A 26,917-nucleotide genomic window follows, 5' to 3' on the forward strand; every position below is an offset into this window, starting at 1 on the left:
TGCCTGGTGGACGCAGCGTCAACGGGGAATAGTGATAGCCATGTTCGCAAGAGCCGTCATCACATGCGCCGTCGCGGTCGCCTTGGCCTCGCCCGCCGCAGCGGATCCGCTTGACCCGATTCCCGGTGACGGCGTCTTTCAGGTCGGACCCGATATCGCACCGGGGCTCTACTACACCGGCGGCTCGGGGTCGGCTTTCGGCGTCTGGATCAACAACGTGCCGACGCGGGAATCGATGTGTTCGTGGTTCACCTACAGCACTCCCGATGCGGCCAAGGACCACGTGGTCCAGGCGAACACGTCCATCGGTCCGATGTATGCCAGCATCCCCGTGACGGTCAAGGCCTTCGAGTCGCAGAATTGCCAGCCCTGGACCCGGGTCCCCGATTCTCAGTGACCGGGGGCCCCGACTGCCCGCGCCACCAGAAATGCCAGGGCGTCGTCGGCGTCGGGCGGTAGCGCGTTCACCGGCCACCAGCGCAGCGCCAGCGACTCGTCGCTGATCCCGATCTGTGCATCCGCCGGCGCGTGTGCGACGAACTGCAGGTCCAGGTGGCGGGTCGGTACGCCAAGCGAGCAGGTCACCGGATGCACGTGCACCGCTGCCAGTGCCGGATCCAGTCGCAGGCCGGTGATGCCGGATTCCTCGGTGGCCTCGCGCAGTGCGGCGTCGGTGATGCCGGCGTCGGTGTCCTCACAGTGCCCGCCGAGCTGCAGCCAGCGGCCCACCCGTGGGTGCAGTGTCAGCAACGCGTGCTCGCCGGTGTGGTCGAGCACCAGCGTCGATGCGGTGATATGGCCCGCAACGCATTCACGTCGGCACGCATCGGGACGGGCCGCCAGAAACGCCAGTACCGCATGCCGGAGTGAGTCCTGCGCGGAATCCGGTGCGGCCCAATCGGTCAGTGCCGCGACCGCGGACTCGTGCGGACTCACCGGCGCACCAGCAGGTCGCCGATGTCGGCCGGTTCGCGGGGCTCGGGTGGTTCGGTGGGGTAGCCGATCGCTATGGCGCCCAAAGGCTCCCAGTCGGGCGGCAGATCCAGTTCGGTGCGGACCAACTCCGGGGTGAAGATGGTCGACCCGATCCAGCAGCTGCCCACACCGCGTACCGCCAATGCCACCAGCAGGCCCTGGACGGCAGCGCCGACGGCGACTGTGAACATGGTGTGCTCAGCGGCGGTGCGGGCGGCGTCGGAGTAGTGGTGGGCGCCATCGGGAACCATCATCGGGATGACGACTTCCGGTGCATCATAAAGAATCTGGCCACGCGAGACCCGAGCCTCAATTGCTTCGGGGGACAGGCCGTCGCCGGTGAGATCGGACCGCCACTGCTGGGCCATGGCATCGAGCAGTCCAGTACGCACGTTCGGGGTCTGCAGCCACACGAACCGGACCGGGCGGGTGTGATGTGGCGCCGGGGCGGTCAGCGCCTCGGCAATGGCGTCGGTGATCAGTTGAGCCGGAACGGGTTCGTCGGCGAAGCTGCGCACCGAGCGGCGCAACAGCTGGGCCTGGCTGCGGCCGATCTCGATGGCCTCGGCAGTGCCCAGCCAGAACAGGTCGTCGGGGCCGGAACGCACCAGAGCGGCCGCGGTGGAACCGTTGTCGGGGCTGGTGACGCCGCGCACCACTGCCACCGGAATGTCGGTGAGCTTGCCCTTGACCAAGTCGGCTGCCGCGGCCAGTTCGTCGGCGACGGCCACTTCGGTGACCACCAACTCGTTGCCGTGTCGGTCGACGGACCCGGCGTAGCCGTTGAGCACCGACAGGCCCGAAGCCCCGATCGCGACGTCGATCTGGCCGTTGCGCCAGGCGCGGCCCATGGTGTCGGTGATCAGCACCGCCACTTGGACGCCCAGACGCTCATTCAGTCCGGCGCGCAACGCCGCGGCGCTGCCGTCGGGATCGACCGGCAGCAGCGCGAGCTCGTCGGATCCCACGTTGGAGCCGTCCACACCGGCGGCGGCCTGCACCAGGCCGAGGCGATTCTCGGTGATCCAGGTGCGGCCTTTGCGGGCCAGGACGCGTACCGCCTCGGCCTCGACCAGCTGGCGGCGCAACGCGTCACGCGCCTCGGCGTCGTGGGGCGCCGGCACGATGCGGCCCTCGCACTTGGACACCACCTTGCTGGTGACGACCACGATGTCGCCGTCGGCCAGCCAGGGGGCGGCTTGGGCGAGCGCGGCTGCGAGATCGTCGCCGGGCCGGAATTCGCCCAGGCCGGTCACCGGCAAGATCTCGACCTTGGCGGCGCTGCCGTGCTCGCTCATCGCACGCCTGCGAGATCCAGTCCGGTGCGGACCATTTCAGCCGTGGCCTCCGGATCGGTCATCAGCAGCGGGGCGGCGCGCACCGTCACACCGGCGATGTCGGGAGCGTCGACCGACTCGCCGTCGTGCACCAGCCAGTAGTCCAGGATCCCGGTTCCGCTGCGGGCGCCGTAGTGCTCGCCGACAGCCCGGGAGGTGGACTCCAGGCCGATCACGCTCAGGCAGACATCGGCCATGCCGCGCAACGGCTTTCCCGAGATGATCGGGGAGTAGCCGACGACGGGCGCCGGGGTGGAGCGCAGCGCTGCACGGACCCCCGGAACGGCCAGTATGGCCCCGATGCTGACCACCGGGTTCGAGGGCGCCAGCAGCACGATGTCGGCACTGGTGATGGCGTCCACGACTTCGGGTGTGGCCGTGGCCTTCTCCGCGCCCACGAAGCCGAACCCGTGGGTGGGGACCTGCGCGCGGTAGCGCACCCACCACTCCTGGAAGTGGATCGCGCGCTGAGCATCGTCGGCCGGATCGGTGATGACGACATGGGTTTCGCAGCTGTCGTTGGTGACCGGCAACAGCCGCGCTCCGGGCTGCCAGCGTTGGCACAGTGCCGAAGTCACGTCGGTCAGTGGGTATCCGGCGCGCAGCGACTGGGTGCGGACCAGGTGGGTGGCCAGATCGCGGTCGCCGAGGCCGAACCAGTCCGGCTGCATCCCGTAGCGGGTCAACTCCTCCATGGCGTGCCAGGTTTCGTCGCGGTGACCCCAGCCGCGCTCGGTATCCACGCCGCCGCCCAGGGTGTACATGCAGGTGTCCAGATCGGGGCAGATGCGCACCCCGTGCATCCAGGCGTCGTCGCCGACATTGACCACCGCGGTCAGCTGGTGCGCGTCGGCCCCGTCGTCAGCTGGGGATTCGGCGAATTGGCCCAGACCCAGTAGTTTCTGGACGCCGAGCAGGAACCGGGCGCCGCCGACCCCCCCGACGAGAACGGTGACCTTCACAGCGCACGACAGTACCTTTGGCGCCGCTGCGGCCGGTGTGGCGGACCGCCGTCACGGGCCTTATCGGAGGTGGGTAAGACACGCCGACAGGCCGGTGTGGGGTAGATGACAGGGACTCGCCGGTCTCGGACACGTGAGAAAACGATCACGAGATGGTAAGGAATTTGGTCAATCAGCTTGACCCCGCTGATCAAGCCGTGTCTAATCACACTAGTGTCATTTCCCGGTTGGCCAGCCGATTTCGGTGTCGCAGACCGAGATTCGATCACATGTTCGAATCGAGATGGTCAAAGATCTTGGATTCGGCCGACATATCAGGATCGCGCTACAGGTGAGGAGGCTGAGCATGTCCTATGAGCACCTTTGGGGCGTGATGGGTGGAGCGCCGCACGCCGGCGTCGAAATGGCTGAATTGGCCGGGCCGAGCGGGCTGGAGGTCATGCCCAGTAGGCCACATCTGAGTCTGGTTCCCGAGCCCGAGGACTACGACGAATTCGACCCGTTCGACCCCGAAACGGCCACCAACGAGCAGTGGCAGGACCGGGCCCTGTGCTCGCAGACCGACCCCGAGGCGTTCTTCCCGGAGAAGGGCGGTTCGACTCGCGAGGCCAAGAAGATCTGCCAGCGTTGCTCGGTTCGCAGTGAATGCCTCGAATACGCGTTGGCTCACGACGAGCGCTTCGGCATCTGGGGTGGCCTCTCAGAACGTGAGCGCCGCCGCCTCAAGCGCGGCATCATCTGAGCCCGGCTCTGCCGCACCGCTGTCGCCTGGTGCTAGTCGTCGATCGTCGGGTCGATGACAGTGGGCTCGACATCCAAGTAGGTGGCGACTTGAGCCACCAGAATCTCGTGCAATAGATCGCCGAGCTCTGTGCTGTCATTAGCGCGTTGCTCGATCGGCTTGCGGAACAGCAAGATTCGGGCGCGCGTCGGATTCCCTCGCACATCCACCCCGGCCGGAATCAACCGCGCCAGTGGAATCGGCCCGTCCGCGACCACCTCTGGGGGCCACTGCACGCTGTCGGGATCCTTGGCGGCGATCCGCGGGATCTCATCGACCGCCACGTCGAGCGCCGCCAACCGTTGCTTCCACCGCTGCTCGATGGGCTCGTAGGCCTCCAGCACCGCCATGTCGAACCGTTCCGCGCGGGTACGCCAGCCCGGCACGGTGGGTGGCAACAGTGGCCCGCGGGCCTCACGGCCGCGCCAATGCCGACGCGTGGCGATCACGCAGAAGATGGTAACGGTTGTGCATAGGGTGTCGTTCGGTTGCGCGTGTCCGGCGGTGCGGCGGCGCGGAGCCACGATAGCCTCACGGGCGTGAACGTTCCCCGCCGTTGCTGCCGGCCAGGGTGTCCGCACTATGCGGTGGCGACGCTGACGTTCGTCTACTCGGACTCCACCGCCGTGGTCGGCCCCCTGGCGACTGCCGCTGAGCCGCACTCCTGGGACCTGTGCTTCAACCACGCGGGCCGGATCACGGCCCCGCGCGGTTGGGAGCTGGTGCGTCACCCGGGCCCCTGGGTGTCTCCGGAAGAGGATGACCTGATCGCGCTTGCCGAAGCGGTTCGTGAGCGCGAGTCCGGGCGGGCGGCCCCGGCCAACGGCTGGTACCCACAGAACAGTCCGGCCGACTCCTCGACCCGGGTGACGCCTGGCGCCGGACCCGGCGGAAGTGTGCTGGCACCACCCGGTCCGCCCGGCAAGACCAATGGCCGGCGCCGGGGCCACCTGCGTGTGTTGCCAGACCCTTCGGACTGATCGCGGGTTCCGGGCTAGTCTTGAGCGTCAAGAGAGTCCACTGCGTCAGGAGCCCTGTCCATGTCTCGGCCCGCTGCGGCTGTCCACCGTGTGATCAAGGCGTACGACGTACGCGGCCTGGTCGGTTCGGAAATCGATGAATCCCTCGTCACCGAGGTCGGGTCGGCGTTCGCCCGGCTGATGGCCGAAGAAGGCGCCCGACAGGTGGTGATCGGCCACGACATGCGGGACAGTTCGCCGGTGCTGTCGGCGGCCTTCGCCGAGGGCGTGGTGGCCCGCGGCCTGGACGTGGTCCGGATCGGGCTGGCCTCGACGGACCAGCTCTATTTCGCCTCCGGCGCACTCGACTGCCCGGGTGCGATGTTCACCGCCAGCCACAACCCCGCCGCCTACAACGGCATCAAACTCTGCCGGGCGGGCGCCAAGCCGGTGGGTGCCGACACCGGCCTGGGCCGGATCCGCGACGAGCTGATCGCCGGTGTCGACCCGGCCGGTGACGGCCAGACAGCGCGCGGCACCATCACCGACCGCGACGTGCTGGCCGACTACGCGGCCTTTCTGCATTCGCTGGTCAATATCTCTGGTACGCGCCCGCTGCGCGTGGCCGTCGACGCCGGCAACGGCATGGCGGGCCACACCGCGCCGGCGGTGTTCGAATCGATCGGTGCGATCACGGTGCTGCCGCTGTATTTCGAACTGGACGGCAACTTCCCCAACCACGAGGCCAACCCGCTGGATCCGGCCAACCTCGTCGATCTGCAGGCGTTCGTGCGCGAGCAGGGCGCCGACATCGGCCTGGCGTTCGACGGCGATGCCGACCGGTGCTTCGTGATCGACGAGCGCGGCGACCCGGTGTCGCCGTCGGCGGTGAGCGGCCTGGTGGCAGCGCGTGAATTGGCCCGGGAGCCCGGGGCGACGGTGATCTACAACCTGATCACCTCGCATGCGGTGCCGGAACTGGTCGCCGAGCGCGGCGGCACACCGCTGCGGTCTCGGGTGGGGCACTCGTTCATCAAGGCGCTGATGGCCGACACGGGGGCCATCTTCGGCGGGGAGCACTCGGCGCACTACTACTTCCGGGACTTCTGGGGCGCCGACTCGGGCATGCTGGCCGCCTTGCACGTCCTGGCCGCGCTGGGCGAACAGCAGCGACCGCTGTCGGAGCTGACCGCGGACTACCAGCGTTACGCGGCGTCCGGGGAGATCAACTTCACCCTGACAGACGGGGTCGATGTGTCCGTGCTCGTGGATGCGGTGGTCTCTTCGTTCGGTGACCAGGCCTCGGTAGACCACCTCGACGGCGTGACCGTCGACCTGGGCTCGAGCACCTGGTTCAACCTGCGCAGCTCCAACACCGAGCCGCTGCTGCGGCTCAACGTAGAGGCGCCCGACGCCGCCGCGGTGGACGCGGTGGTGGCCCAAGTCTCCACAACGATCGCCGAAAACAGTCAAGCTGCCACCGCCGCGGAGAAGCCGCGTTCGTGAGCGCGTTCCCCGGATCCTTCTCCACCGTCGACCTCGATGACGCCGAGGCCGTACTGGCGGCTGACCGCGACGGCGCCCTGTGGGCCGCGTCGATGGCCGGCGCGCAGGTGCGCGCCACCGCGGCGGCGGTCGACGAGGGTGCCCTGGACGGCATCCGCAGCGAGAGCCGTGACTACCCGCCGCGGACGATCATCTGGCTGTCCACCCGGGGCACCGCGGCCACCGCCGGTAGCCTGCTGGCCGCCACCCGCGGCCATTCGGCGCGCGCACCGCTGGTGCAGGCTGCCGAGGTCCCGTCGTGGATCGGATCGCTGGACGTGCTGATCGTCGCCGGCGACGATCCGGGCGACCCGGCGCTGGTCGCGGCGGCCGCGGCCGGGGTACGTCGCGGCGCGCGGGTGGTGGTGGTCGCGCCTTACGAGGGTCCGCTGCGTGACGCCACCGCAGGGCGGGTCGCCGTCTTGGAGCCGCGTGTCGTCGTCGCTGCGGAGTTCGGCCTGCCGCGCTACGTGGCCGCCGGGCTGGCCATCCTGGACGCCCTGGAGGGCGACGGCGGGGGCGCACCGACCGACCTGGGCGCGTTGGCCGATGAGCTCGACGCCGAGGCGCTGCGTAACAGCGCCGCGCGGGAGCTGTTCACCAACCCGGCGAAGCTGCTGGCCGACCGTATCGTCGGTCGCGACATCGTGTTGGCCGGTGACTGCGCGGCGACCCTGGCGCTGGCGCGGCACGGCAGCGTGGCGATGCTGCGCGTCGGCCTGACCCCGGTGGCGGCGACCGGTCTGCCCGACGCGGTGAGCGCACTGCGGGCACGGTCCGGCGGCCCCGTCGTCGACATCTTCCACGACGAGCAGATCGACGGCCCGGCCGCCGACCGGCTGCGGGTGCTGGCCCTGACGCTGGCCGCCGAACGTACTGTGGTGGCAGCCCGGATCAACGGCCTGCACGACATCGACCTGATCGCAGCCGCAGACGTGCCGCTGACACCGGATGCCTCGGAGGAAGCCGCGGGTCCGGCTGCGGCGATGGGGAGCAAGTCGTCCAGCGGCCCGGCGGAACAACAGCTTGCGGTGTTGGCCGTGCGGCTGGAGATGGCCGCCGCCTACGTGCGACTTTTGCGGGGTTGACGGGACAGTGGAACAACTACGCGGTGCGATACGGACCTATGCCTGGGGCTCGCGGACAGCGATCGCCGAGTTCACCGGTCGGCCGGTTCCGGCGGCGCATCCCGAAGCCGAGCTGTGGCTGGGTGCCCACCCGGGGGATCCGGCGTACCTGGAGACCGACGCCGGCGAGGTGTCGTTGCTCAACCTCCTGAGCCACGAGCCGGAGGGCCAGCTCGGCCAGCTGGCCCAGGCCCGTTTCGGTGACCGGCTGCCGTTTCTGGTCAAGGTGCTGGCCGCCGACGAGCCGCTGTCGCTGCAGGCCCACCCCAGTGCCATGCAGGCGATCGAGGGTTACGAGCGCGAGGAGCGTCTCGGGGTTCCGGTGAACTCGCCGATTCGCAACTACCGCGACACCAGTCACAAACCGGAACTGCTGGTGGCGCTGCAGCCATTCGAGGCGCTGGCCGGCTTCCGGCCGGTGGCGCGCACCATCGAACTGCTCAGGGCGCTGGCGGTATCCGACCTGGACCCGTTCATCGCGCTGCTCGGCGGCCAGCCCGGCAACGGCCAATCCGATGTGCCGTCCGATGCCGACGCGCTGCGGGCGCTGTTCACCACGTGGATCACCGCCCCCCAGCCCGATCTGGACGTGCTGGTGCCCGCCGTACTGGAGGGGGCCATCCAGTACCTGAGCTCCGAGGCCGGCGAGTTCACCGCCGAGGCCAAGACCGTGCTCGAACTGGGGGAGCGCTACCCCGGGGACGCGGGAGTCCTGGCCTCGCTGCTGCTCAATCGGGTAAGTCTGGCCCCGGGGGAGGCCATCTTCGTGTCGGCCGGCAACCTGCACACCTACCTGCACGGCGTGGGCCTGGAGGTGATGGCCAACTCCGACAACGTGTTGCGTGGTGGACTGACACCCAAGCACGTCGATGTCCCCGAGTTGTTGCGGGTGCTGGATTTCACCCCCACCACCGAGGAGGCGCTGCGACCGGCCACCTACACCGACGGACTCGAGGTGGTCTACCAGACCCCTGCCGAGGAATTCGCGGTGTCGCGCCTGACCGTCGACGGCACCCACCTCGGCCACGAACTGGATGCGCCGGCGCGCCATGACGGTCCGCAGATTCTGCTGTGCACCGAAGGCTCGATCACGGTGCACGCCAAGTCCACGACGCTGACCCTGCAGCGGGGGCAGTCGGCCTGGGTGCCCTGCGACGACGGGCCGATCCGGGTGCTCGCCCAAGAACCGGCCACCCTGTACCGGGCGACGATAGGCCTGTAGGTGTCGTCCTCCGGTAGTACCAAAGCCATCATCGCGGCGCTGGCGGCCAACGGCGGTATCGCGGTCGCCAAGTTCACCGGCTACCTGATCACCGGCAGCTCGGCCATGCTCGCCGAGGCGGTGCACTCGGTGGCCGACACCTCCAACCAGGCGCTGCTGCTGCTCGGACAGCGGGTTGCCGCCAGAGCGCCCGACGTGCTGCACCCCTTCGGGCATGGCCGCAGCCGCTACTTCTGGTCGTTCGTCGTGGCGCTGGTGCTGTTCACCCTGGGCTCGATGTTCGCGCTGTACGAGGGCTACGAAAAGCTGCGCCACCCGGTGGAGCTGACCTCGCCGCTGGTGGCGATCGCGATCCTCGTGGTGGCGATCGCGTTGGAAACCTACAGTTTTCGAACCGCGATCACCGAGTCGCGCCCGCTGAAGGGCAAGTGCAGCTGGTGGCGGTTCCTGCGTACCTCGCGCAATCCCGAGCTGCCGGTGGTGCTGTTGGAAGACACCGCCGCACTGATCGGGCTGGTGCTGGCGCTGGCCGGCGTGGGCCTGGTCCTGGTGACCGGAAACCCGGTGTGGGACAGCGTGAGCACCCTGGGAATCGGTGTGCTGCTGGGTGTGGTCGCCGTCTTCCTGATGGTCGAGATGCACAGCCTGCTGATCGGCGAGGGGGCCACCGCCGCTGAGGACCGGGCCATTCGTACTGCGCTGGAGTCGACCGAGAACGTCACCCGCCTGATCCACATCCGCACCCAGTACCTGGGCCCGGACGAGATGCTGGTGGGGGCCAAGATCGCGGTGACGCCCCGGCTCGACCTGGCCGGTGTGGCGGCCACCATCGACGCCGCCGAAGCCAACATCCGCGCAGCTGTGCCTGCGGCGCTGATCATCTATCTCGAACCGGATCTGGACCGGACGCCTGTGCCAGACTCGGTGGACCAGAAAGGTTGATCGTCTTGTCCACACTTTCCTTCGCGCAGCTCACCGCGGCCAGCCAGGCCGGTGGCGCCAGCACGTTGAGCGTGTCCACCGAGCTGGCGCCGGCCGGGGGACTTCACGCCACGATCAGACCGGCTCAGCGAGCCGCGCGCTCCGCGTCGGTCGCCGAGACTCGGCTGATCGATGGAAAGCCGACTGCGACGGTTCTGGTCGACGACAACCAGAGCCAGGTTCACCGCGTCGAATCCGCGATTCTGCAGGCCGTCCGCGACCAGCACCCGCTGTTGAGCCGGGTGCCGCGGATGGAGGTCTCCTACGAGGGCGGGCGGTTGGTGTTCACCGATCTTGAACTGCCGCAACGCATTTTCGACGGACACTTTCTGACCGGCTCCATCGACGGCAAACCCGCGATCGCATACCCCGCCTACCGACTGGCCCGCGAGAGCACGCCGGACAACGCTCGCGCGCTGCTGGAACTGAGCCCCGGGAGTCTGATCTTCGGGGCGATCGACGCCGCCCTGGGCACCGGTCAAAGCCGGTTCCGAGGAGTGCTGTCCGGCGAGATCATCGGCGTACTCGTCGACGGTGCCTCGGCGGATTCCCGCACCGTGTCCGAGGCCGGTGTGAGTTGCAGCCGGATCATCCGCACCCAGGTGCTCAGCTTCGCCGCCCTGCGGCAGCTGCGGTTCGACTGCGGTCCGGCCGGCGACGAGGCCTGCCGTGTCCTGCTGGCCGCCTATGCGCTGGCCGGTCTGGCACGGTCCAACGCCGAACTGAGCATCCGGGCCAACTGCGACCTGGTGGAAACCGGCCCCACCACACTCAAACTCGATGCCCGCGACGGGCAGTTCGTCGAATTGACCGCGTTGTCGATCGAGGACGCCGACGCATTGCTGGAACAGGCCCTGGTGGGGGCCTACCGGGAAGCGGACATCACCTGGCGGGGCCAGGTCTTGCACGTCACCGGCAATACCGCGGCTTACACCGCAGCCCAGAACGGCGGAGCGCCGCGGGACACACCGGTCGCCCATCCGCCGCGGCGATTTCGGTTGCCGCATTTCATCGAGAACCGGCTGACCACGTCGAACTGAATCAGTGCGATTCGGCGACCGATGCCCAGAAGGTGGTGAGAGCGGCCGCCCCGCGCGCCGGATCCTGGGTCATCCACCAGTGGCCAAGCCCGTCGAGCACTTCGGTGTGAGCGCCCGCCTGCTGTGCTGCCCGTCGCCGGATCTCCTCCGACCCCACGTAGGGATCCCCGGTGGCCAGCAGGGAAAGGCCCGGACGGGCACGCGCGCGCCCCAGCCCGCCGCCGGTCTTCGCCATCGAGCCGGGGCCTTCCACCGACCGGTACAGCAGCAGGGTTGCCCGCCCCATCTCCGGGCCCTGCGCTTGCGCCATCGACCGGGCGATGTCTTCGGGCAGGGTGGCAGCCCACAGCGCGGCCCGGTCCTCCACGGTCCCGCCGAGCATGTTCTCGACCAGCCGCTCGCCTTTGCCGGGGGTCCGCCAGATCTGGGCCGTCTCGGGCCAGACGTAGTCCGGGTCGAACACGCCGATGATGTCGGTGGTCCAACTGCGCACGAGCTGCGGGCGATGCATCGCCAGATTGACGACGTGGACACCGCCCCAGTCGTGTCCGACGAGGTCGATCGGCTCGTCCGGGCCGCCGAGCGCTTCGATTTCGCGTTCGAGCCAGTCGCGGTAGGCCACATAGCTTGCGGAAAAGTCTTGCGGCAGTGGGGCACCGAAACCCGGTGGCGAGAGACGCACGACGTCTCCCCGGCCCAGGGCATCCACCAGTGGATCCCAGATGGCGTCAGATTCCGGGTTCCCGTGCACCAGCACTACCGACATGCGCAGATCATGGCACGGCGGTCCGTTCGCGCAGCTGTGCGCTCAGCCAGGTGCCTCGATGGCGGCGAAATTCACCGTCGCGGTGGCGGCCAGCTGATCGTCGTCGCCTCGGTAGATGTCGACCTGAGCCACCACCGAACGCCGGCCGGTGCGCAGGATGGACGCGACGGCCCGGGCCGGCCCGACCTTGATCGGCCGCAGGTAGCGGATGAACAGATCCGTCGTGGCGATGCCGTTGCCGAACTGCGTACTGCGCGCGGCGAGCTGTCCGGCCGCCACGTCGGCCATGGTGGCGATCAATCCGCCCTGCAGTCCGCCGGAGGTGTTGACCACCCGCTCGTCGACGGGCATCTCGAGGGTCAGGGTGTCGTCGGCCGAGGGGACCTCGTGCAGCCCGAGCTGGTCGAACAACTCCCGGATCGACTGCGGCGCGGTCACGGCGTCGGCTCGACCGCTGAGTCCCACTCCTGGAGCAAGGTGCACAGAATCTCTTCGGCGCGTCCCAGTCCGGCCAGATGGCTCTCGCCGGGAATCGGGTAGAGCCGGGCGTCGGGGAGCAGCCCGACCGCATGTTTGCCGTGGGAGAACGGGACGATGTGGTCGGCGTCGCCGTGCCACCAGTGCACCGGCACGTGCACGTCGGTGAGCCGAAAACCCCAGGGCCGCGCGAACAGGACGGCGTCGGCGATCGGCGCGGCCAGTTGCTTGCGGGAGCCGTTGAGCAGGTCATCGAGGAACATGGCCTTGAACTCCGGGCGAGACAGCATCTCGCGGTCGCCCTCGGGGGAGAGCCGCGCGTAGATCTCGAGTGCAGGCGAGGCCACCGGCCGGATCATCCGGATGAGTCCGGCCGCCGCCATGCTGATCGGCCGTCCCGCGCGGTCGAGCACCGGTTCGGCCCACCGGGCCAACCGCATCAGGTTGCTGTCGATGGCCTCGGGGCCCACCGCGGGGGCTACGCCGCCCAGCACGCCGGCCGCAACCACCCGCGTGGGCATGGCCGCTGCGCACGCCAGGGTGTACGGGCCGCCGCCGGACAGCCCGATGATCGCCATCTTGTCGATCCCGAGCGTGTCGGCAACGGTGCGCAGGTCGTCGGCGAAGTCCGACACCGTCTCGTATTGGAACGGGGTGGAGGAACCGATGCCGGGCCGGTCCACCCCGATCAGGCGGATGTTGGCTTCGGTGGCATACAGCCGGGCTTCGACGGGGATCTGTCGGCGGGCGCCGGGTGTGCCGTGCAACCAGAACATCGCCCGGCCCTGCGGAGCACCGAATTCGGCGAAGCCGAGCTGACGGTCCTCGCCGACGGCGATGTTGCCCTCCATCTGCGGGCGGGCGATGTCATAAACCATGTTCGGAGTCTGGCATGTGCTCAGCGGCCGGTTCACCCCAGGTTGCGGGCTCGGTGATCGGCATCGACATTTCGGTGAGCTGCGTTCGGCCCCGCAACGTCGCCGAGCCGTAGTACTCCCAGTGGGCTCGTTCATCGCTGTCGGCGCGTTCCAGTGCGGTCGCCGAACACAGCACGCGGGGCGTGACGGCCTTGGCGCGGTCGGCCAACCGAGCGGCCTCGTTGACGGCGTCGCCGACCACGGTGTACTCGTAGCGGTTCTCGCTGCCGATGTTGCCGGCGAACACCGGGCCCGCCGAGACGCCGATCCCGAAGTCCACCAGCGGCAGCCGGCGAAGCCGGGAGATCAGGGTGCGGGCAGTGGTCAGTGCCGCCGTGGCCGCGTGCGGGGACGGGACGGGAGCGCCGAACACCGCCAGCGCCGCATCGCCCTGAAACTTGTTGATCGAACCGCGTTGTGCGTCGACTGCGTCCACCACGATGCGGAAGAAGTCGTTGAGCACGCCGGCGACTTCGTCGGGCGGGTGGGTCGCCGCCAGCTCGGTAGAGCCCACCAGGTCGATGAACAGGATCGCCGCCTCTTGGACAGAGCCGGAGAGCGCGAGATCCTGCTCGACGGCCAGTCGGGCGACGTCGGAGCCGACGTGGCGGCCGAACAGGTCCTGGAGTCGGTCCCGTTCGGCCAAACCGGCCACCATGCGATTGAATCCGGTCTGCAGCCGCCCGATCTCGGATTGCTCGTAGACGCCCACCGATGTGTTCATCTCGCCGCGCTCGACTCGGGCCATGGCGTTGACGACTTCGCCCACCGGGTCGGAGATCGATCGCGACACCAGGATCATGGCGCGTACTCCGAGCAACACGGCCACCACGCAGAGCACCAGCACCGGAACCTCCACCGACGAGTCGGGGTCGATGAACCAGCCCTGCTGCCGGCAGAGGATGAGCGCGATGATGGCCGCTGATGGCATGGCGCAGGTGATGAACCACATGGTCACCAGCCGGGCCAGGACGCCGGGGGCGGTCGCGCGGACGTCGGAACCCTGCCAGGCGGCGGCCACGAGGGGCCGGAAGGTGCGTTGGGTGAACAGCATGCTGGTGCTCAGCGATGCGGTGCTCCCGAACACGATGATGGCGCCGAGCAGCACGGTCAGGCCCACGTTGTGGGAGCGCAGCGCGGCCATGCCGATGGCCCCGCCGATCAGCCAGGTTCCCAGCACGATCGCCGACTGCCGGCGCAGGATGCGCAGGGCCGCGCGGCGTTGGCTCGGGTTGGGTGTCTCTCCGGCGGCGTACCAGCGCACGGACCCGGCGATGCTGGCGCTGCCGGCGGCGATGACGGCCAGCGTGCCCAGCGTCACCAGTACCGCCACCAGCACCAGGTTCGGCACCGACAGCAGGGTGGAGTCGGTGAGTGGGGTTTCGCCGTTGAGGGACACCACCACCGCAATCGCCTCGGCGCTGGTCAGCAGGTGGGCGAAAGCCAACCCGGCCGCATAGTCGCGGACCCGGACGGCGGTACGCGACCGCGCGCCTGCGCCCGAATCTGCAGTCGTCATCGCGGTCGTGCCCATCCCTGAGTGAGTTGTGCCCCCAAAGTTATACGGTCCGGCCTGTGACGCCCTCTCCACTAGACAAATCACTATCAAATGTCTAGACGGCCGACGTATTGCGATGTAATGTCCAGTCGCGACGGTGATGAACTCGCAAGGAGGGCGTGGATGAGCACCGAGACCGCGCAGGTGTGGCGGGACAAGAAGCGATACCTCTGGCTGATGGGCCTGATCGCCCCGACGGTGATGTTCACGATGCTGCCGTTCGTCTGGGCGATGAACCGCTTCGGCTGGCACCTGGCCGCGCAGCTGCCGTTCTGGATCGGGCCGATCCTGGTGTACGTGCTGCTGCCGGCGCTCGACCTGCGGTTCGGCGCCGACGGGCAGAACCCGCCCGACGAGGTGATGGAGCAGTTGGAGAAGGATCGCTACTACCGCTACTGCACCTACGCCTACATCCCGTGCCAGTACGCCAGCCTCGTCCTGGGGGCCTACCTGTTCACGGCCACCGATCTGAGCTGGCTGGGAGTCGAGGGGTCTCTCAGCTGGTTCGCCAAGATCGGGCTGGCGCTGTCGGTGGGCACCCTGGGTGGGGTCGGCATCAACACCGCGCACGAGTTGGGACACAAGAAGGATCGGCTCGAACGCTGGCTGTCCAAGATCACGCTGGCTCAGGTCTGCTACGGGCATTTCTACATCGAGCACAACCGCGGTCACCACGTGCGGGTTGCCACTCCCGAGGACCCGGCATCGGGCCGGTTCGGCGAGACCTTCTGGGAGTTCTTGCCACGCACCGTATTCGGTGGCCTGCGCTCGGCCTGGCAGCTGGAGGCCGCGCGGTTGCGCCGGTTGGATAAGGGCCCCTGGCGGTTGTCCAATGACGTGCTCAACGCCTGGCTGATGTCGGTGGTGCTCTGGGGCGTGCTGATCGCGGTGTTCGGCGCGGCGCTGCTCCCGTTCGCTGTCATCCAGGCCGTCTACGGGTTCTCACTGCTGGAGTCGGTGAACTACATCGAGCACTACGGCCTGCTGCGCCAGACCCGTGCCAACGGCCGTTACGAGCGCTGCACGCCTGAACACAGCTGGAACTCCGATCATTTGGTGACCAACCTGTTCCTCTACCACCTGCAGCGCCACAGCGACCACCACGCCAACCCGACCCGGCGCTACCAGACGCTGCGCAGCATGGACGGGGCTCCGAACCTGCCCAGCGGATACGCGTCGCTGATCGGGCTCACCTACTTCCCGCCGCTGTGGCGCCGGCTGATGGACCACCGGGTGCTGGCCCACTACGACGGTGACATCACCCGGGTCAACATCTCCCCGCGCCGCCGGGAGAAGATCCTGGCCCGCTATGGGGCGACCGAAACGGCGGCGGCCTGATGGCGGCCTACCGCTGCCCGGGCTGCGACTACGTCTACGACGAGTCCATCGGTGCTGCCCGTGAGGGGTTTCCGGCCGGCACCCCGTGGCAGCAGATACCCGATGACTGGCCCTGTCCGGACTGCGCGGTCCGCGAAAAGCAGGATTTCGAACCGTTGACGCGATGATGAGGGAATGGCGGCGTGGCACCAGCTAATCTCGCGGTGGTGAAACGCATCCCCTACGCCGAGGCATCCCGGGCGCTGCTGCGCGACTCGGTGCTCGATGCGATGCGGGAACTGTTGACGCGGCGGGACTGGTCGTCGATCACCTTGGCCGCGGTGGCCGAGGCGGCGGGGGTCAGCAGGCAGACCATCTACAACGAGTTCGGCTCGCGCCAGGGACTGGCGCAGGGCTACGCGATCAGGCTGGCTGACCGCCTGGTGGACGCCGTGGACAAAGCGATGTCGAACAACGTCGGCGACATCCACGCGGCATTCCTGGAGGGATTCCGGTCCTTCTTCTCCGACTCGGCCGCCGACCCGCTGGTGATCTCACTGCTGACCGGCGTCGCCAAGCCGGACCTGCTGCAGATCATCACCACCGACAGCGGCCCGATCATCACCCGCAGCTCAGAGCGGCTGACCTCGTCGTTCATGCACAGCTGGGTCCGGGTCAGCGAGGAGGACGCCGGAATCCTGGCCCGGGCTGTCGTGCGGCTGGCCATGAGCTATGTCTCCATGCCGCCGGAAGCCGACCACGACGTGGCCGCCGACCTGGCTCGACTGTTCACCCCGGCGGCCCAGACCTACGGCGTGGTCGACACCGAATGACCCGGCCGAGCAGACTTTCACCTGCGCCGGTAGCTTGTACCGGAGCCAATTCACCGAACCTAACGGGGGCGTAACTGATGAGTTTGACCGCGGACAGCCGCAACGGCATCGACTTCAAGGTCGCCGACCTGTCGCTGGCCGACTTCGGCCGCAAGGAGATCCGGCTGGCCGAGCACGAAATGCCTGGTCTGATGGCATTGCGTCGCGAGTACCACGGAGTCAACCCGCTCAAGGGCGCCCGCATCACCGGTTCGCTGCACATGACGATCCAGACCGCGGTGCTCATCGAGACGCTGGTCGATCTCGGTGCCGAGGTCCGCTGGGCCTCGTGCAACATCTTCTCCACCCAGGACCACGCCGCGGCGGCGGTCGTCGTCGGACCGCACGGCACCGTCGAGGAGCCCAAGGGCACCCCGGTCTTCGCCTGGAAGGGCGAGTCGCTGGAGGAGTACTGGTGGTGCGCTGAGCAGGCCCTGACCTGGGAGGGCGAGCCGACCAACATGATCCTCGACGACGGCGGCGACGCCACCATGATGGTGCTGCGCGGCGCCCAGTACGAGAAGGCCGGCGTGGTTCCGCCCGCCGAGGACGGCGACTCCCACGAGTGGAAGGTCTTCCTGGCCACGCTGCGCAGCCGCTTCGAGACCGACAAGACCAAGTGGACCAAGATCGCCGCGTCGGTCAAGGGCGTCACCGAAGAGACCACCACCGGCGTGCTGCGCCTCTACCAGCTGGCCGCCGCCGGTGAGCTGGTCTTCCCGGCGATCAACGTCAACGACTCGGTCACCAAGTCCAAGTTCGACAACAAGTACGGCTGCCGGCACTCGCTGATCGACGGCATCAACCGTGGCACCGACGCCCTGATCGGCGGCAAGAAGGCGCTGGTCTGCGGCTTCGGCGACGTCGGCAAGGGCAGTGCGGAGTCCCTCAAGGGCCAGGGCGCCCGGGTGACGGTCACCGAGATCGACCCGATCAACGCACTGCAGGCCCTGATGGAGGGCTACGACGTGCAGACCGTCGAGCAGGCCATCGCCGATGCCGACATCGTCATCACCACGACCGGCAACAAGGACATCATCACCCTCGAGCACATGAAGGCGATGAAGAACCAGGCCATCCTGGGCAACATCGGCCACTTCGACAACGAGATCGACATGGCCGCGTTGGAGACCTCCGGCGCCGTGCGGGAGAACGTCAAGCCGCAGGTCGACGTCTGGACCTTCCCCGACACCGGCCGCTCGATCATCGTGCTGTCCGAGGGCCGGCTGCTCAACCTGGGCAACGCCACCGGTCACCCCTCGTTCGTGATGAGCAACAGCTTCTCCAACCAGGTGATCGCTCAGATCGAACTGTGGACCAAGGGCGACGAGTACGACAACGAGGTCTACCGGCTGCCCAAGCACCTGGACGAGAAGGTGGCCCGCATCCACGTCGAGGCCCTGGGCGGCACGCTGACCAAGCTGACCAAGGAGCAGGCCGAGTACATCGGCGTCGACGTCGAAGGCCCGTACAAGCCGGACCACTACCGGTACTGAGCCTTTTTCCCCGCGAGCAGACGCAGAAGCCCCCATTCCGGCCTGGAATTGGGGGCTTTTGTGTCTGCTCGGCACGGAGCTGGTTAGGCTTCCCGCCGTGCTGATCGCGATCGAAGGCGTTGACGGCGCCGGCAAGAACACCCTGTCCCAGGGGTTGCGCACGGCCTTCGAAGCGGCCGGCCTGTCGGTGGCCACGCTGGCGTTCCCGCGCTACGGCGTCTCGGTGACCGCGGATGTGGCCGCCGAAGCGCTGCGCGGCCAGCACGGCGATCTGGCCGGCTCGGTGTATGCGATGGCGATGCTGTTCGCGCTGGACCGTGCCGGCGCCAAAGACGAGATCGACGCGCTGCGCCGGGAAAACGACGTGGTGATCCTGGACCGGTACGTCGCCTCCAGCGCCGCCTACAGCGCCGCGCGCCTGCACCAGGACGCCGACGGGGAGGTGGTGGACTGGGTGCGCCGGCTGGAGTTCGAGCGGCTCGCGCTGCCCGCCCCGCACTGGCAGGTGCTGCTCGACGTGCCCACCGAACTCGCCGCGCAGCGGGCCCGGCACCGGGAGGAGCGCGACGCCGCACGCACCCGCGACAGCTACGAGCGCGACGACGGCCTGCAGCGGCGCACCGGCGAGGTATATCGCGGGTTGGCCCGGTCCGGGTTCGCCGGACGCTGGCAGGTAGTCGGGCCGACGGTCGATGCGGCGGCTCTGGCCACTGAAATGCGAGGGTAACTCCGCGAAACACGCGTGTGGTAGCGGCGTTTTGTCACGAACGGGTGACACCATGTACGCCATGAGGCAAAGGATTCTTGTCGTCGACGACGACGCGTCGCTGGCCGAGATGCTCACCATCGTTCTGCGTGGGGAGGGTTTCGACACCGCGGTTGTCGGTGACGGCACCCAGGCGCTCACCGCCGTGCACGAGCTGCGGCCCGACCTGGTGCTGCTGGACCTGATGCTGCCCGGCATGAACGGCATCGATGTCTGTCGGGTGCTGCGCAAGGACTCCGGTGTGCCGATCGTGATGCTCACCGCCAAGACCGACACCGTTGACGTGGTGCTCGGGCTGGAGTCGGGTGCCGACGACTACATCATGAAGCCGTTCAAGCCCAAGGAGCTGGTGGCCCGGGTGCGGGCCCGGCTGCGCCGCAACGACGACGAGCCCGCCGAGATGCTCTCGATCGCCGACATCGACATCGACGTGCCGGCGCACAAGGTGAGCCGGGCCGGTGAGCAGATCTCGCTGACCCCCTTGGAGTTCGACCTGCTGGTGGCGCTGGCACGCAAACCGCGCCAGGTGTTTACTCGTGAGGTGCTTCTCGAACAGGTCTGGGGATATCGCCATCCGGCGGACACTCGGCTGGTGAACGTGCACGTCCAGCGCCTGCGGGCCAAGGTGGAGCAAGACCCGGAGAACCCGACTGTGGTGCTGACCGTCCGAGGAGTGGGTTACAAGGCCGGACCTCCGTGATCCCCGCCGGGGAGCAGCGCCCGTGATCTTCAGCTCCAGACGGCGCCCCCGGCGATCGGGTCCACTGCTGCTCGGTGTGAACACACTGCGCCGCGCGGTGCAGGCCGCCTGGCGCCGATCGCTGCAACTGCGGGTTGTGGTGCTGACGCTGGGCTTGTCCGCTGCGGTGATCCTCGGGCTTGGTTTCGTGTTGACCAGCCAGATCACCGATCGGGTGCTGGACGTCAAGGTCCGGGCGGCCACCGAGCAGATCGTGCGCGCCCGGGTCACCGCCGGTGGCATCGTCGGCGGTGAGGAGGCCCGCTCGCTGACGTCGAGTCTGCAGCTGGCGCGCAACACACTGATGTCCAAGACCGACCCGGCTGCCGGCAGCGGTGCAGCGGGTGCGTTCGACGCGGTGTTGGTGGTGCCCGGCGAGGGCCCGCGTGCCGCGACCGCCGCCGGGCCGGTGGATCAGGTTCCGGCTGCGCTGCGGGAATTCGTCAAGGCCGGACAGGTCAGTTACCAGTACGCCACCGTGCACGTCGAAGGCTTTTCCGGGCCGGCGCTGGTGATCGGCACCCCGACGACGTCGCGGATCACCAACCTGGAGCTGTACCTGATCTATCCGCTGGGCACCGAACGCAACACGATCAGCATGGTCCGCGGCACCATCGCCACCGGCGGTCTGGTGTTGCTGGTGCTGCTGGCCGGGATCGCCCTGCTGGTATCGCGGCAGGTGGTGCTGCCGGTGCGCTCAGCTTCCCGGATCGCCGAGCGATTCGCCGAGGGCCATCTGTCCGAACGGATGCCGGTGCGCGGTGAAGACGACATGGCCCGGCTGGCGGTGTCGTTCAACGACATGGCCGAAAGCCTCTCGCGTCAGATCACCCAGCTCGAGGAGTTCGGCAACCTGCAGCGGCGATTCACCTCCGACGTCAGCCACGAACTGCGCACTCCGTTGACGACGGTGCGGATGGCTGCCGACCTGATCCACGACCACAGTGAAGACCTCGAGCCCTCGCTGCGGCGCTCGACCGAGCTGCTGGTCAGTGAGCTGGACCGGTTCGAGTCGCTGCTCAACGACCTGCTGGAGATCTCCCGCCACGACGCCGGCGTGGCCGAGCTGTCGGTGGAGTCGCTGGACCTGCGCTCAACCGTCAGAAGCGCCCTGGAGAACGTGGGGCACCTGGCGGCCGACGCCGGCGTCCAGCTCAGGGTCGACATGCCCGGCGCTCCGGTGATCGCCGAGGTCGATCCGCGCCGGGTGGAACGCATCCTGCGCAACCTGATCGCCAATGCCATCGACCACGCCGAGCGCAAGCCGGTGGTGATTCGGATGGCCGCCGACGAAGACACGGTGGCCGTTACGGTGCGTGACCACGGCGTGGGTCTGCGGCCGGGTGAGGAGAAACTGGTGTTCAGCCGGTTCTGGCGTGCCGACCCGTCTCGGGTGCGGCGCTCGGGTGGCACCGGGTTGGGCCTGGCCATCAGCGTGGAGGACGCCCGGCTGCACCAGGGCCGGCTGGAGGCCTGGGGCGAACCGGGCAGGGGCGCATGCTTCCGCCTCACCCTGCCGCTGGTGCGCGGGCACAAGGTCACCACCAGCCCGCTGCCGATGAAGCCGGTGAGTGCCGCCGAGCGTCGGGAGAGCCGTCAACGGGCCCGCGAGCATGCCGAGAGGATCGGATGATGCGCCGCAACAGGATCGCCGCGCGACTGCTGGCCATAGCCATGGTGATCGGCATGCTGGCGGGGTGTGCCGGGGTGCCCAGCACGTCGGCGCCGCAGGCGATCGGCACAGTGGAGGCGCCGCCGCCGTCGGTGCTGCCCAAACCCACCCCGGGCATGGATCCCGATGTGCTGCTGCGGGAATTCCTCAAGGCGACCGCAGATCCGGCCAACCGGCACCGGGCGGCGCGACAGTTCCTCACCCAGGAGGCCTCCGACTCCTGGGATGACGCCGGCAGCGCGCTGCTGATCGACAACGTGGTGTTCGTCGAGACGCGCAGCGCCGACCGGGTTGTGGTCACGATGCGTGCCGACATGCTGGGGTCGCTGTCGGACATCGGGGTGTTCGAGACCGCCGAGGGTGCGCTGCCGGCCCCGGAGGCGATCGAACTTCTCAAGACCTCCGACGGCTGGCGTATCGACCGGCTGCCCAATGGGGTGTTCCTGGATTGGCAGCAGTTCCAGGCCACCTACAAGCGCCATACGCTCTACTTCGTCGACCCGACCGGTAAGACGGTGGTTCCGGACCCCCGCTATGTGGCGGTGTCCGATTCCGATCAGTTGGCGACCGAACTGGTGTCCAAGCTGATCGCCGGGCCCCGCCCTGAGATGGCCGGGGTGCGCAACCTGTTGGCGCCGCCGGTGCGACTGCGCGGTCCGGTGACCCGCGCCGACGGCGGCAAGAGCGGGGTGGGTCGCGGCTACGGCGGGGCGAAGATCGACCTGGACAGTTTGTCGGCCACCGACCCAAACACCAGGAAATTGCTTGCTGCCCAACTCATCTGGACGTTGACCCGGGCTGACATCAAGGGTCCCTATGTGATTGACGCCGACGGCGCGGCGCTCGACGACAGGTTCCCCGACGGGTGGACCACCTCGGACGTGGCCACAACCGACCCGGGCGCCTCCGACGGGGCCGGTGCGGGGATCCACGCGCTGGTGGGTGGATCGCTGCTGGTGCTGGACGGGCAGCAGGCCAACCGAGTTCCCGGCGCGTTCGGCCGGGAGCCGGATCAGGAATCGTGTGCGCTCTCGCGCAATGGTCGCCAGGTGGCCTCGGTGGTGGTCCATCCCGGCGACCCGGAGGCCACCTTGTGGATCGGTGACCTCGGCGGCGAGGCGGTACAGGCGGCCGAGGGGCACACCCTGTCGCGACCCAGCTGGTCGCTGGACGAGGCCGTGTGGGTGGTGGTCGACGGCAACAACGTGCTGCGGGCCATTCAGGAGGTCGCAACGGGCCGCCCGGCCCGGATCCCGGTGGACTCCGGAGCCGTCTCCGCACGGTTCCCCGGGCCGATCAGCGAACTGCAACTGTCCCGCGACGGCACCCGGGCCGCCATGGTGATCGGCGGGCAGGTGATCCTGGCCGGCGTCGAGCAGATGCCGGGTGGTCAGTTCGTGCTGCATTACCCGCGCCGGTTGGGCTTTGGGCTCGGCTCCTCGGCGGTGTCGCTGAGCTGGCGCACCGGCGACGACATTGTGGTGAGCCGATCCGATCCGAAGCACCCGGTGTCCTACGTCAACATCGACGGGGTCAACTCCGATGCACCCAACGGCAATCTGCAGCTGCCGGTGTCGACGATCGTTGCCGACCCATCCACGGTCTATGTGGCCGACCCCCGTGGCGTGCTCGCGCTGTCTTCCGCGGCGGCCGAGGAGGAGCAGAGCTGGTCGCCGGTGGGACCGTTCATGGTCGCCGGCGCGGTGCCGGTGCTGCCGGGCTGAGCGGACGAACTACAGCGCAACCGGCACCCACCGGCTGAACAATCGCTTGCCGTGGCGGGGCTTGACGCCGGCCTCCAGTCGAGTGACCCCTATGCACGCAGGGCCAGAAGTCCCGGCGCGGCACCGCAGGTGCGGGACTTCGTGCCCTGGTCTGACCGGTGGACGCGGAGGATCGTGATGAGGGCAGGTTCTGGGGTCGGCGGGAACTGGGCACCGGACCGCGAGGGAAGAAAGGGGCCGGACCGTGGATGAACAGCCTGCGGGCCACCCGGACGCCGCGGCGGTCCGGGAGACCATCCGAACCGCGTTACTGCTGGCGGCCCGAGCGCCCTCGGTGCACAACTCCCAGCCGTGGCGCTGGCGGGTGGACCCGGCTTTGCCGGCGCCCCGGCTGGAGTTGTATGTCGATCCCGATCTGCAGCTGCGCAATATCGACCCCGACGGCCGGGGCATGATCTTGAGTTGCGGTGCGGCATTGCATCACTGCGTGGTGGCCCTCGCCGCGCTGGGCCAACAGGTCAAGGTCCATCGGTTGCCGGACCCGGCACGCCCTAACCTGCTGGCCACGATCGAGCTGGGTGTGCGGGACCCGCAACCCGACGTTTCTCAGGTCGATGTCGCCCTGGCGGCGGCGATCCCGCGGCGACGCACCGACCGCCGGTTCTTCAGCGGCTGGCCGGTGGCCGACGCCGACATCGCCTTGATGGGCGCGCGTGCCGCCCGGGCCGGAGTGATGCTGCGCAAGGTCGACGCCCTGGACCGGCTCAACGAGGTGGTGGCCCGCGCGGTGTTCGAGCACTGCACCAACTACGACTACCTTGCCGAGTTGGCGACCTGGAGCGGGCGTTACGGGTCGGTGGCCGGCGTTCCGGCGCGCAACGCTCCGCCGCCGGACGCCGGCGCTCCGATCCCGGGCCGGTTCTTCGCCGGTCCGGCGCTGGCCCAGCCCCCGGGTGCCGCCCCGGCCGAGGACCGGGCGGTGATGCTGGCGCTGGGAACCGAGAGCGACGATCGGCTGGCCCAGCTGCGCTCCGGTGAGGCCACCAGCGTGGTGTTGCTGACCGCGACGGCACTGGGGCTGGCCAGCTGCCCGGTCACCGAGCCGCTGGAGATCGCCGAAACCCGAGACGCGGTACGCCGCGACGTCTTCGGAACCAGCGGCTATCCGCAGATGCTGCTGCGGGTCGGCTGGGCCCCGATCAATGCCGATCCGCTGCCGGCGACCCCGCGGCGCTTCCTCAACGACACCGTCCAATGGCTGATCGCCGACACGCGTGAGGCCGAACCGGGAGATGCACGAGACCTGGCGCTCTACGCCTGATCCGCCCTGGTGGCGTTACGACACCAGGGGAGCGGACCAGCGCAGCACCGTTCCGCCCTCTGGAGCCGAGGCGACGCTGAAGGTCCCGCCGGCCTGCTCGGCGCGCTGTCGCAGGTTGGCCAGGCCACTGCGGTTGATCACCTCGGGCAGCCCGCAGCCGTTGTCGCTCACCTCGATGCTCAGGTCGTCTTCGACCTTGATCTGCACCCTCAGCGCCGTGGCGCCCGAATGCCGTACCGCGTTGCTGACCGCCTCGGACACCACCGCCTCGGCGTGGTCGGCCAGACCCGGCTCCACCACGGAGAGCGGGCCGACGAACTGGAGGGTGGTGTGCAGCCCCGAGCCGGAGAACTGCGCCACGGCGTTGTCCAATCGCTGCCGCAACGGTGTCGCCGCGGAGGCGACGCCGTGCAGGTCGAAGATGGTGGTGCGGATCTCGCCGATGATCGCCTGTAGGTCGTCGACCGCGTCGGAGAGCCGCTGCTGCACCGCGGCATCCCGGCTCCGCGGAATGGTGCCCTGCAAAGACAGTCCGACGGCGAACAGTCGCTGGATCACATGGTCATGCAGATCGCGTGCGATGCGATCCCGGTCGGTGACCACGTCGAGTTCATGCATGCGGCGCTGGGTGGTGGCCAGCTGCCAGGCCAGCGCGGCCTGATCGGCGAACGCCGCCATCATGCCGAGTTGCTCCAAGCTGAACGGGGACGTGGTGGTGTGCCGGATCACCACCACCACTCCTGCCACCGCGTCGGAGGCGCGCAGCGGAAGGATCAGGGCCGGACCGGAGGCATCGACACCGGGCAACGTCAGCCTGTCGATCCGGCTCGGTTCGCGCTTCGCGAAGGCTTCACCGACGGCCGATCCGACCACGGGAAGGGATTCCCCGGACAGGCAGGCCAGTGCCGGCCCCACAGTCTCGACCACCAAGAGCTCGCTGACCTCGGCTTCGGTGACGTCCTCGTCGACGGGGATGGCCACCAGCGCTGACTCGGCGCCGGTGAGCTTGCTGGCCTCCTCGGCGATCAATCGGAAGACCGTCGTGGGGTCGGTTCCGGACAGGAGTTCGGTCGCGATGTCGCGGGTGGATTCGATCCAGGACTGTCGTGCTTTGGCCTGGGCGTACAACCGGGCGTTGGTGATCGCGATGCCGGCGGCGGCGGCCAGTGCCTGAACGAGGACTTCGTCGTCCTCGCTGAACGGCTGCCCGTCGGCCTTCTCGGTGAGGTACAGATTGCCCACGACCTCGCCGCGCACGCCCACCGGTACGCCGAGGAACGTCCGCATCGGGGGATGGTGGGGCGGAAAACCTATCGACGCCGGATGTTTGGACAGGTCGTCCAGCCGCAGGGTCTGGGGTTCGTCGATCAGCAGACCGACCACCCCCACCTGCTGGGGCAGTCGACCGATCTTGGCGAACGTTTCCTCGTCGATGCCCTCGTAGACGAACTGCAGCATTCGCCGGTCGCGGTCGTGCACCTCCAGGGCACCGTATTTGGCCTCGACCAGATGGGTGGCGGTCTGCACGATGGTGCGCAGGGTCTGATCGAGTTCCAATCCGGAGGTGACTGCCAGCATCGCCGCCAGCAGTCCGTCGAGGCGGTCGCGGCCCTCCACGATCTGCTGTACCCGGTCTTGCACGCCGACCAGCAGTTCGCGCAGCTGCAGGTGAGAAAGTTTGTCGCGCAGGGGGTCCGGGACGTCGCCTGCTTGGTCAGTCATTCCGCGCGCGCTCGAGTTTGGTGGCGAAGACCGCGGCCTGGGTACGACGCTCCATGCCCAGCTTGGCCAGCAGCCGTGACACGTAGTTCTTGACAGTCTTCTCCGCCAGGAACATCCGGTCGGCGATCTGCTTGTTGGTCAGGCCTTCGGCGAGCAGGCTCAACAGCGTCCGCTCCTGTTCGGACAGGCCCGACAGCGGGTCGGGTTTGGTGGCCGCGCCGCGCAGCTTGGCCATCAGGGCGGCGGCGGCGCGGTTGTCGAGCAGCGATCGTCCCGCGCCGACGTCCTTGACCGCGCGAGCCAGCTCCATGCCCTTGATGTCCTTGACGATGTAGCCGCTGGCACCGGCCAGGATGGCGTCGAGCATGGCCTCATCGGAGGTGAAGGATGTCAGGATCAGACACCGTAGCTCGGGCATCCGCGACAGCAGATCGCGGCACAGTTCGATGCCGTTGCCGTCCGGCAGACGGACATCGAGGACCGCCACATCCGGAGACAACGCGGGAATGCGGGCCAGTGCTTCGGCAACCGAACCGGCCTCACCGACGACATCCAGTTCGGGGTCGGCGCCGAGCAGGTCGATCAGGCCGCGTCGGACCACCTCGTGATCGTCTACCAGAAAGACTCTGACCACATCGCGT

The 26,917-nt window shown here is 68.5% G+C and carries 27 protein-coding genes; 17 read left to right on the forward strand and 10 right to left on the reverse strand.

The genetic code is table 11. The features are described 5' to 3' along the window. The first annotated feature begins 40 nt into the window (after positions 1–40). On the forward strand, positions 41–397 hold the full coding sequence (locus AWC18_RS04305) for an Rv1352/Rv1906c domain-containing protein (RefSeq protein ID WP_085137848.1): 357 nt from the start codon (positions 41–43) through the stop codon (positions 395–397). Here AWC18_RS04305 and AWC18_RS04310 read toward each other — a convergent pair. Genes AWC18_RS04310 through cofD form a run of 3 tightly spaced genes read right to left on the reverse strand, consistent with a single transcriptional unit; the run spans position 391 to position 3,274 of the window. Then, complete coding sequence (locus tag AWC18_RS04310; protein WP_085137850.1) at positions 391–936, reverse strand: NUDIX hydrolase; 546 nt, start codon at positions 934–936, stop codon at positions 391–393. The two genes, AWC18_RS04305 and AWC18_RS04310, sit on opposite strands and share 7 nt — an antisense overlap. After that, positions 933–2,273, reverse strand: a complete 1,341-nt coding sequence (locus AWC18_RS04315; RefSeq protein WP_085137852.1) for a coenzyme F420-0:L-glutamate ligase — start codon at positions 2,271–2,273, stop codon at positions 933–935. Before AWC18_RS04315 ends, AWC18_RS04310 begins: the two co-directional genes overlap by 4 nt. After that, positions 2,270–3,274 carry a 2-phospho-L-lactate transferase gene (cofD, locus tag AWC18_RS04320; RefSeq protein ID WP_064999256.1) on the reverse strand — a complete coding sequence of 335 codons (1,005 nt, stop codon included), beginning with the start codon at positions 3,272–3,274 and terminating at the stop codon, positions 2,270–2,272. Before cofD ends, AWC18_RS04315 begins: the two co-directional genes overlap by 4 nt. Before the next feature lie 346 nt (positions 3,275–3,620). On the opposite strand from cofD, the gene AWC18_RS04330 reads away from it, so the two are divergent. Next, complete coding sequence (locus tag AWC18_RS04330) at positions 3,621–4,016, forward strand: WhiB family transcriptional regulator (RefSeq protein WP_064999314.1); 396 nt, start codon at positions 3,621–3,623, stop codon at positions 4,014–4,016. A 32-nt stretch (positions 4,017–4,048) separates the two neighbouring features. On the opposite strand, the gene AWC18_RS04335 is transcribed toward AWC18_RS04330, so the two are convergent. Next, a complete protein-coding gene (locus AWC18_RS04335) occupies positions 4,049–4,504 on the reverse strand; it encodes a metallopeptidase family protein (RefSeq protein WP_064999257.1) in 456 nt (151 codons plus the stop codon). A 90-nt stretch (positions 4,505–4,594) separates the two neighbouring features. Here AWC18_RS04335 and AWC18_RS04340 point away from each other — a divergent pair, with 90 nt between their 5' ends. The 6 genes from AWC18_RS04340 to AWC18_RS04365 are packed head-to-tail and all read left to right on the forward strand — an operon-like array spanning position 4,595 to position 10,929. Next, positions 4,595–5,035: a DUF3499 domain-containing protein gene (locus tag AWC18_RS04340; RefSeq protein ID WP_109559985.1), complete on the forward strand. Its 441-nt coding sequence runs from the start codon at positions 4,595–4,597 to the stop codon at positions 5,033–5,035. Positions 5,036–5,095: 60 nt separating this feature from the next. Then, on the forward strand, positions 5,096–6,520 hold the full coding sequence (locus AWC18_RS04345) for a phosphomannomutase/phosphoglucomutase (protein WP_064999259.1): 1,425 nt from the start codon (positions 5,096–5,098) through the stop codon (positions 6,518–6,520). Next, the gene (locus AWC18_RS04350) at positions 6,517–7,647 is read left to right on the forward strand and encodes a TobH protein (RefSeq protein WP_085137856.1); all 1,131 of its coding nucleotides are present in this window, start codon (positions 6,517–6,519) and stop codon (positions 7,645–7,647) included. The genes AWC18_RS04345 and AWC18_RS04350 overlap by 4 nt, the downstream gene beginning before the upstream one ends. Before the next feature lie 7 nt (positions 7,648–7,654). After that, complete coding sequence (gene manA / locus AWC18_RS04355; RefSeq protein WP_085137858.1) at positions 7,655–8,908, forward strand: mannose-6-phosphate isomerase, class I; 1,254 nt, start codon at positions 7,655–7,657, stop codon at positions 8,906–8,908. Next, the gene (locus tag AWC18_RS04360; protein WP_085137860.1) at positions 8,909–9,850 is read left to right on the forward strand and encodes a cation diffusion facilitator family transporter; all 942 of its coding nucleotides are present in this window, start codon (positions 8,909–8,911) and stop codon (positions 9,848–9,850) included. Between the two features lie 5 nt (positions 9,851–9,855). Further along, positions 9,856–10,929 (forward strand): type I-G CRISPR-associated protein Cas7, encoded by a 1,074-nt coding sequence (locus tag AWC18_RS04365; protein ID WP_085137862.1) that lies wholly within the window; start codon positions 9,856–9,858, stop codon positions 10,927–10,929. 1 nt (position 10,930) lies between these two features. Here AWC18_RS04365 and AWC18_RS04370 read toward each other — a convergent pair whose 3' ends face one another. From AWC18_RS04370 to AWC18_RS04385, 4 genes are read right to left on the reverse strand one after another with little or no spacing between them, the layout of a single operon-like run. Beyond that, complete coding sequence (locus AWC18_RS04370) at positions 10,931–11,695, reverse strand: alpha/beta fold hydrolase (protein ID WP_085137864.1); 765 nt, start codon at positions 11,693–11,695, stop codon at positions 10,931–10,933. Between the two features lie 42 nt (positions 11,696–11,737). After that, on the reverse strand, positions 11,738–12,133 hold the full coding sequence (locus AWC18_RS04375) for a PaaI family thioesterase (RefSeq protein ID WP_064999315.1): 396 nt from the start codon (positions 12,131–12,133) through the stop codon (positions 11,738–11,740). After that, the gene (locus AWC18_RS04380) at positions 12,130–13,050 is read right to left on the reverse strand and encodes an alpha/beta fold hydrolase (RefSeq protein WP_085137866.1); all 921 of its coding nucleotides are present in this window, start codon (positions 13,048–13,050) and stop codon (positions 12,130–12,132) included. Before AWC18_RS04380 ends, AWC18_RS04375 begins: the two co-directional genes overlap by 4 nt. Next, positions 13,040–14,608, reverse strand: coding sequence for an adenylate/guanylate cyclase domain-containing protein (locus tag AWC18_RS04385; protein ID WP_085137955.1), 1,569 nt, complete (start codon positions 14,606–14,608; stop codon positions 13,040–13,042). The genes AWC18_RS04380 and AWC18_RS04385 overlap by 11 nt, the downstream gene beginning before the upstream one ends. 162 nt (positions 14,609–14,770) lie before the next feature. Here AWC18_RS04385 and AWC18_RS04390 point away from each other — a divergent pair, with 162 nt between their 5' ends. The 9 genes from AWC18_RS04390 (at position 14,771) to AWC18_RS04430 (ending at position 24,554) form a co-directional block, all read left to right on the forward strand. After that, complete coding sequence (locus AWC18_RS04390; RefSeq protein ID WP_085137868.1) at positions 14,771–15,985, forward strand: alkane 1-monooxygenase; 1,215 nt, start codon at positions 14,771–14,773, stop codon at positions 15,983–15,985. Further along, complete coding sequence (locus AWC18_RS04395) at positions 15,985–16,152, forward strand: rubredoxin (protein ID WP_085137871.1); 168 nt, start codon at positions 15,985–15,987, stop codon at positions 16,150–16,152. Before AWC18_RS04390 ends, AWC18_RS04395 begins: the two co-directional genes overlap by 1 nt. A 39-nt stretch (positions 16,153–16,191) precedes the next feature. Further along, on the forward strand, positions 16,192–16,797 hold the full coding sequence (gene alkX / locus AWC18_RS04400) for a TetR family transcriptional regulator AlkX (RefSeq protein ID WP_085137956.1): 606 nt from the start codon (positions 16,192–16,194) through the stop codon (positions 16,795–16,797). Between the two features lie 77 nt (positions 16,798–16,874). Further along, the gene (ahcY, locus tag AWC18_RS04405) at positions 16,875–18,332 is read left to right on the forward strand and encodes an adenosylhomocysteinase (protein ID WP_085137873.1); all 1,458 of its coding nucleotides are present in this window, start codon (positions 16,875–16,877) and stop codon (positions 18,330–18,332) included. Positions 18,333–18,429: 97 nt separating this feature from the next. Beyond that, positions 18,430–19,059: a dTMP kinase gene (locus tag AWC18_RS04410; RefSeq protein ID WP_064999270.1), complete on the forward strand. Its 630-nt coding sequence runs from the start codon at positions 18,430–18,432 to the stop codon at positions 19,057–19,059. Positions 19,060–19,111: 52 nt separating this feature from the next. Beyond that, positions 19,112–19,798: a two-component system response regulator MtrA gene (gene mtrA / locus AWC18_RS04415; protein WP_019737852.1), complete on the forward strand. Its 687-nt coding sequence runs from the start codon at positions 19,112–19,114 to the stop codon at positions 19,796–19,798. 22 nt (positions 19,799–19,820) lie between these two features. Then, positions 19,821–21,470 (forward strand): MtrAB system histidine kinase MtrB, encoded by a 1,650-nt coding sequence (mtrB, locus tag AWC18_RS04420; RefSeq protein ID WP_064999271.1) that lies wholly within the window; start codon positions 19,821–19,823, stop codon positions 21,468–21,470. Continuing rightward, positions 21,470–23,233, forward strand: coding sequence for an MtrAB system accessory lipoprotein LpqB (lpqB, locus tag AWC18_RS04425; RefSeq protein WP_420093306.1), 1,764 nt, complete (start codon positions 21,470–21,472; stop codon positions 23,231–23,233). The genes mtrB and lpqB overlap by 1 nt, the downstream gene beginning before the upstream one ends. A gap of 244 nt (positions 23,234–23,477) precedes the next feature. After that, a complete protein-coding gene (locus AWC18_RS04430; protein WP_085137878.1) occupies positions 23,478–24,554 on the forward strand; it encodes an Acg family FMN-binding oxidoreductase in 1,077 nt (358 codons plus the stop codon). A 15-nt stretch (positions 24,555–24,569) separates the two neighbouring features. Here AWC18_RS04430 and AWC18_RS04435 read toward each other — a convergent pair whose 3' ends face one another. Next, a complete protein-coding gene (locus AWC18_RS04435) occupies positions 24,570–26,276 on the reverse strand; it encodes a GAF domain-containing sensor histidine kinase (RefSeq protein WP_085137880.1) in 1,707 nt (568 codons plus the stop codon). After that, positions 26,269–26,910, reverse strand: a complete 642-nt coding sequence (gene dosR / locus AWC18_RS04440) for a hypoxia response regulator transcription factor DosR/DevR (protein ID WP_076049093.1) — start codon at positions 26,908–26,910, stop codon at positions 26,269–26,271. The genes AWC18_RS04435 and dosR overlap by 8 nt, the downstream gene beginning before the upstream one ends. Between the last annotated feature and the right edge of the window lie 7 nt (positions 26,911–26,917).

This window comes from Mycolicibacter nonchromogenicus (assembly GCF_002101775.1).
GTDB classification, from domain to species: Bacteria; Actinomycetota; Actinomycetes; order Mycobacteriales; family Mycobacteriaceae; genus Mycobacterium; species Mycobacterium nonchromogenicum.

What these genes read in the sequence shown, in the direction of transcription:
- mtrA (WP_019737852.1), top strand. Translation starts at nt 19,112, where the DNA reads ATGTACGCCATGAGGCAAAGGATTCTTGTCGTCGACGACGACGCGTCG.
- AWC18_RS04345 (WP_064999259.1), top strand. Translation starts at nt 5,096, where the DNA reads ATGTCTCGGCCCGCTGCGGCTGTCCACCGTGTGATCAAGGCGTACGAC.
- AWC18_RS04390 (WP_085137868.1), top strand. Translation starts at nt 14,771, where the DNA reads ATGAGCACCGAGACCGCGCAGGTGTGGCGGGACAAGAAGCGATACCTC.
- AWC18_RS04395 (WP_085137871.1), top strand. Translation starts at nt 15,985, where the DNA reads ATGGCGGCCTACCGCTGCCCGGGCTGCGACTACGTCTACGACGAGTCC.
- lpqB (WP_420093306.1), top strand. Translation starts at nt 21,470, where the DNA reads ATGCGCCGCAACAGGATCGCCGCGCGACTGCTGGCCATAGCCATGGTG.
- ahcY (WP_085137873.1), top strand. Translation starts at nt 16,875, where the DNA reads ATGAGTTTGACCGCGGACAGCCGCAACGGCATCGACTTCAAGGTCGCC.
- AWC18_RS04385 (WP_085137955.1), bottom strand. Translation starts at nt 14,608, where the DNA reads ATGACGACTGCAGATTCGGGCGCAGGCGCGCGGTCGCGTACCGCCGTC.
- AWC18_RS04435 (WP_085137880.1), bottom strand. Translation starts at nt 26,276, where the DNA reads ATGACTGACCAAGCAGGCGACGTCCCGGACCCCCTGCGCGACAAACTT.
- AWC18_RS04370 (WP_085137864.1), bottom strand. Translation starts at nt 11,695, where the DNA reads ATGTCGGTAGTGCTGGTGCACGGGAACCCGGAATCTGACGCCATCTGG.
- AWC18_RS04380 (WP_085137866.1), bottom strand. Translation starts at nt 13,050, where the DNA reads ATGGTTTATGACATCGCCCGCCCGCAGATGGAGGGCAACATCGCCGTC.
- AWC18_RS04305 (WP_085137848.1), top strand. Translation starts at nt 41, where the DNA reads ATGTTCGCAAGAGCCGTCATCACATGCGCCGTCGCGGTCGCCTTGGCC.
- AWC18_RS04330 (WP_064999314.1), top strand. Translation starts at nt 3,621, where the DNA reads ATGTCCTATGAGCACCTTTGGGGCGTGATGGGTGGAGCGCCGCACGCC.
- AWC18_RS04315 (WP_085137852.1), bottom strand. Translation starts at nt 2,273, where the DNA reads ATGAGCGAGCACGGCAGCGCCGCCAAGGTCGAGATCTTGCCGGTGACC.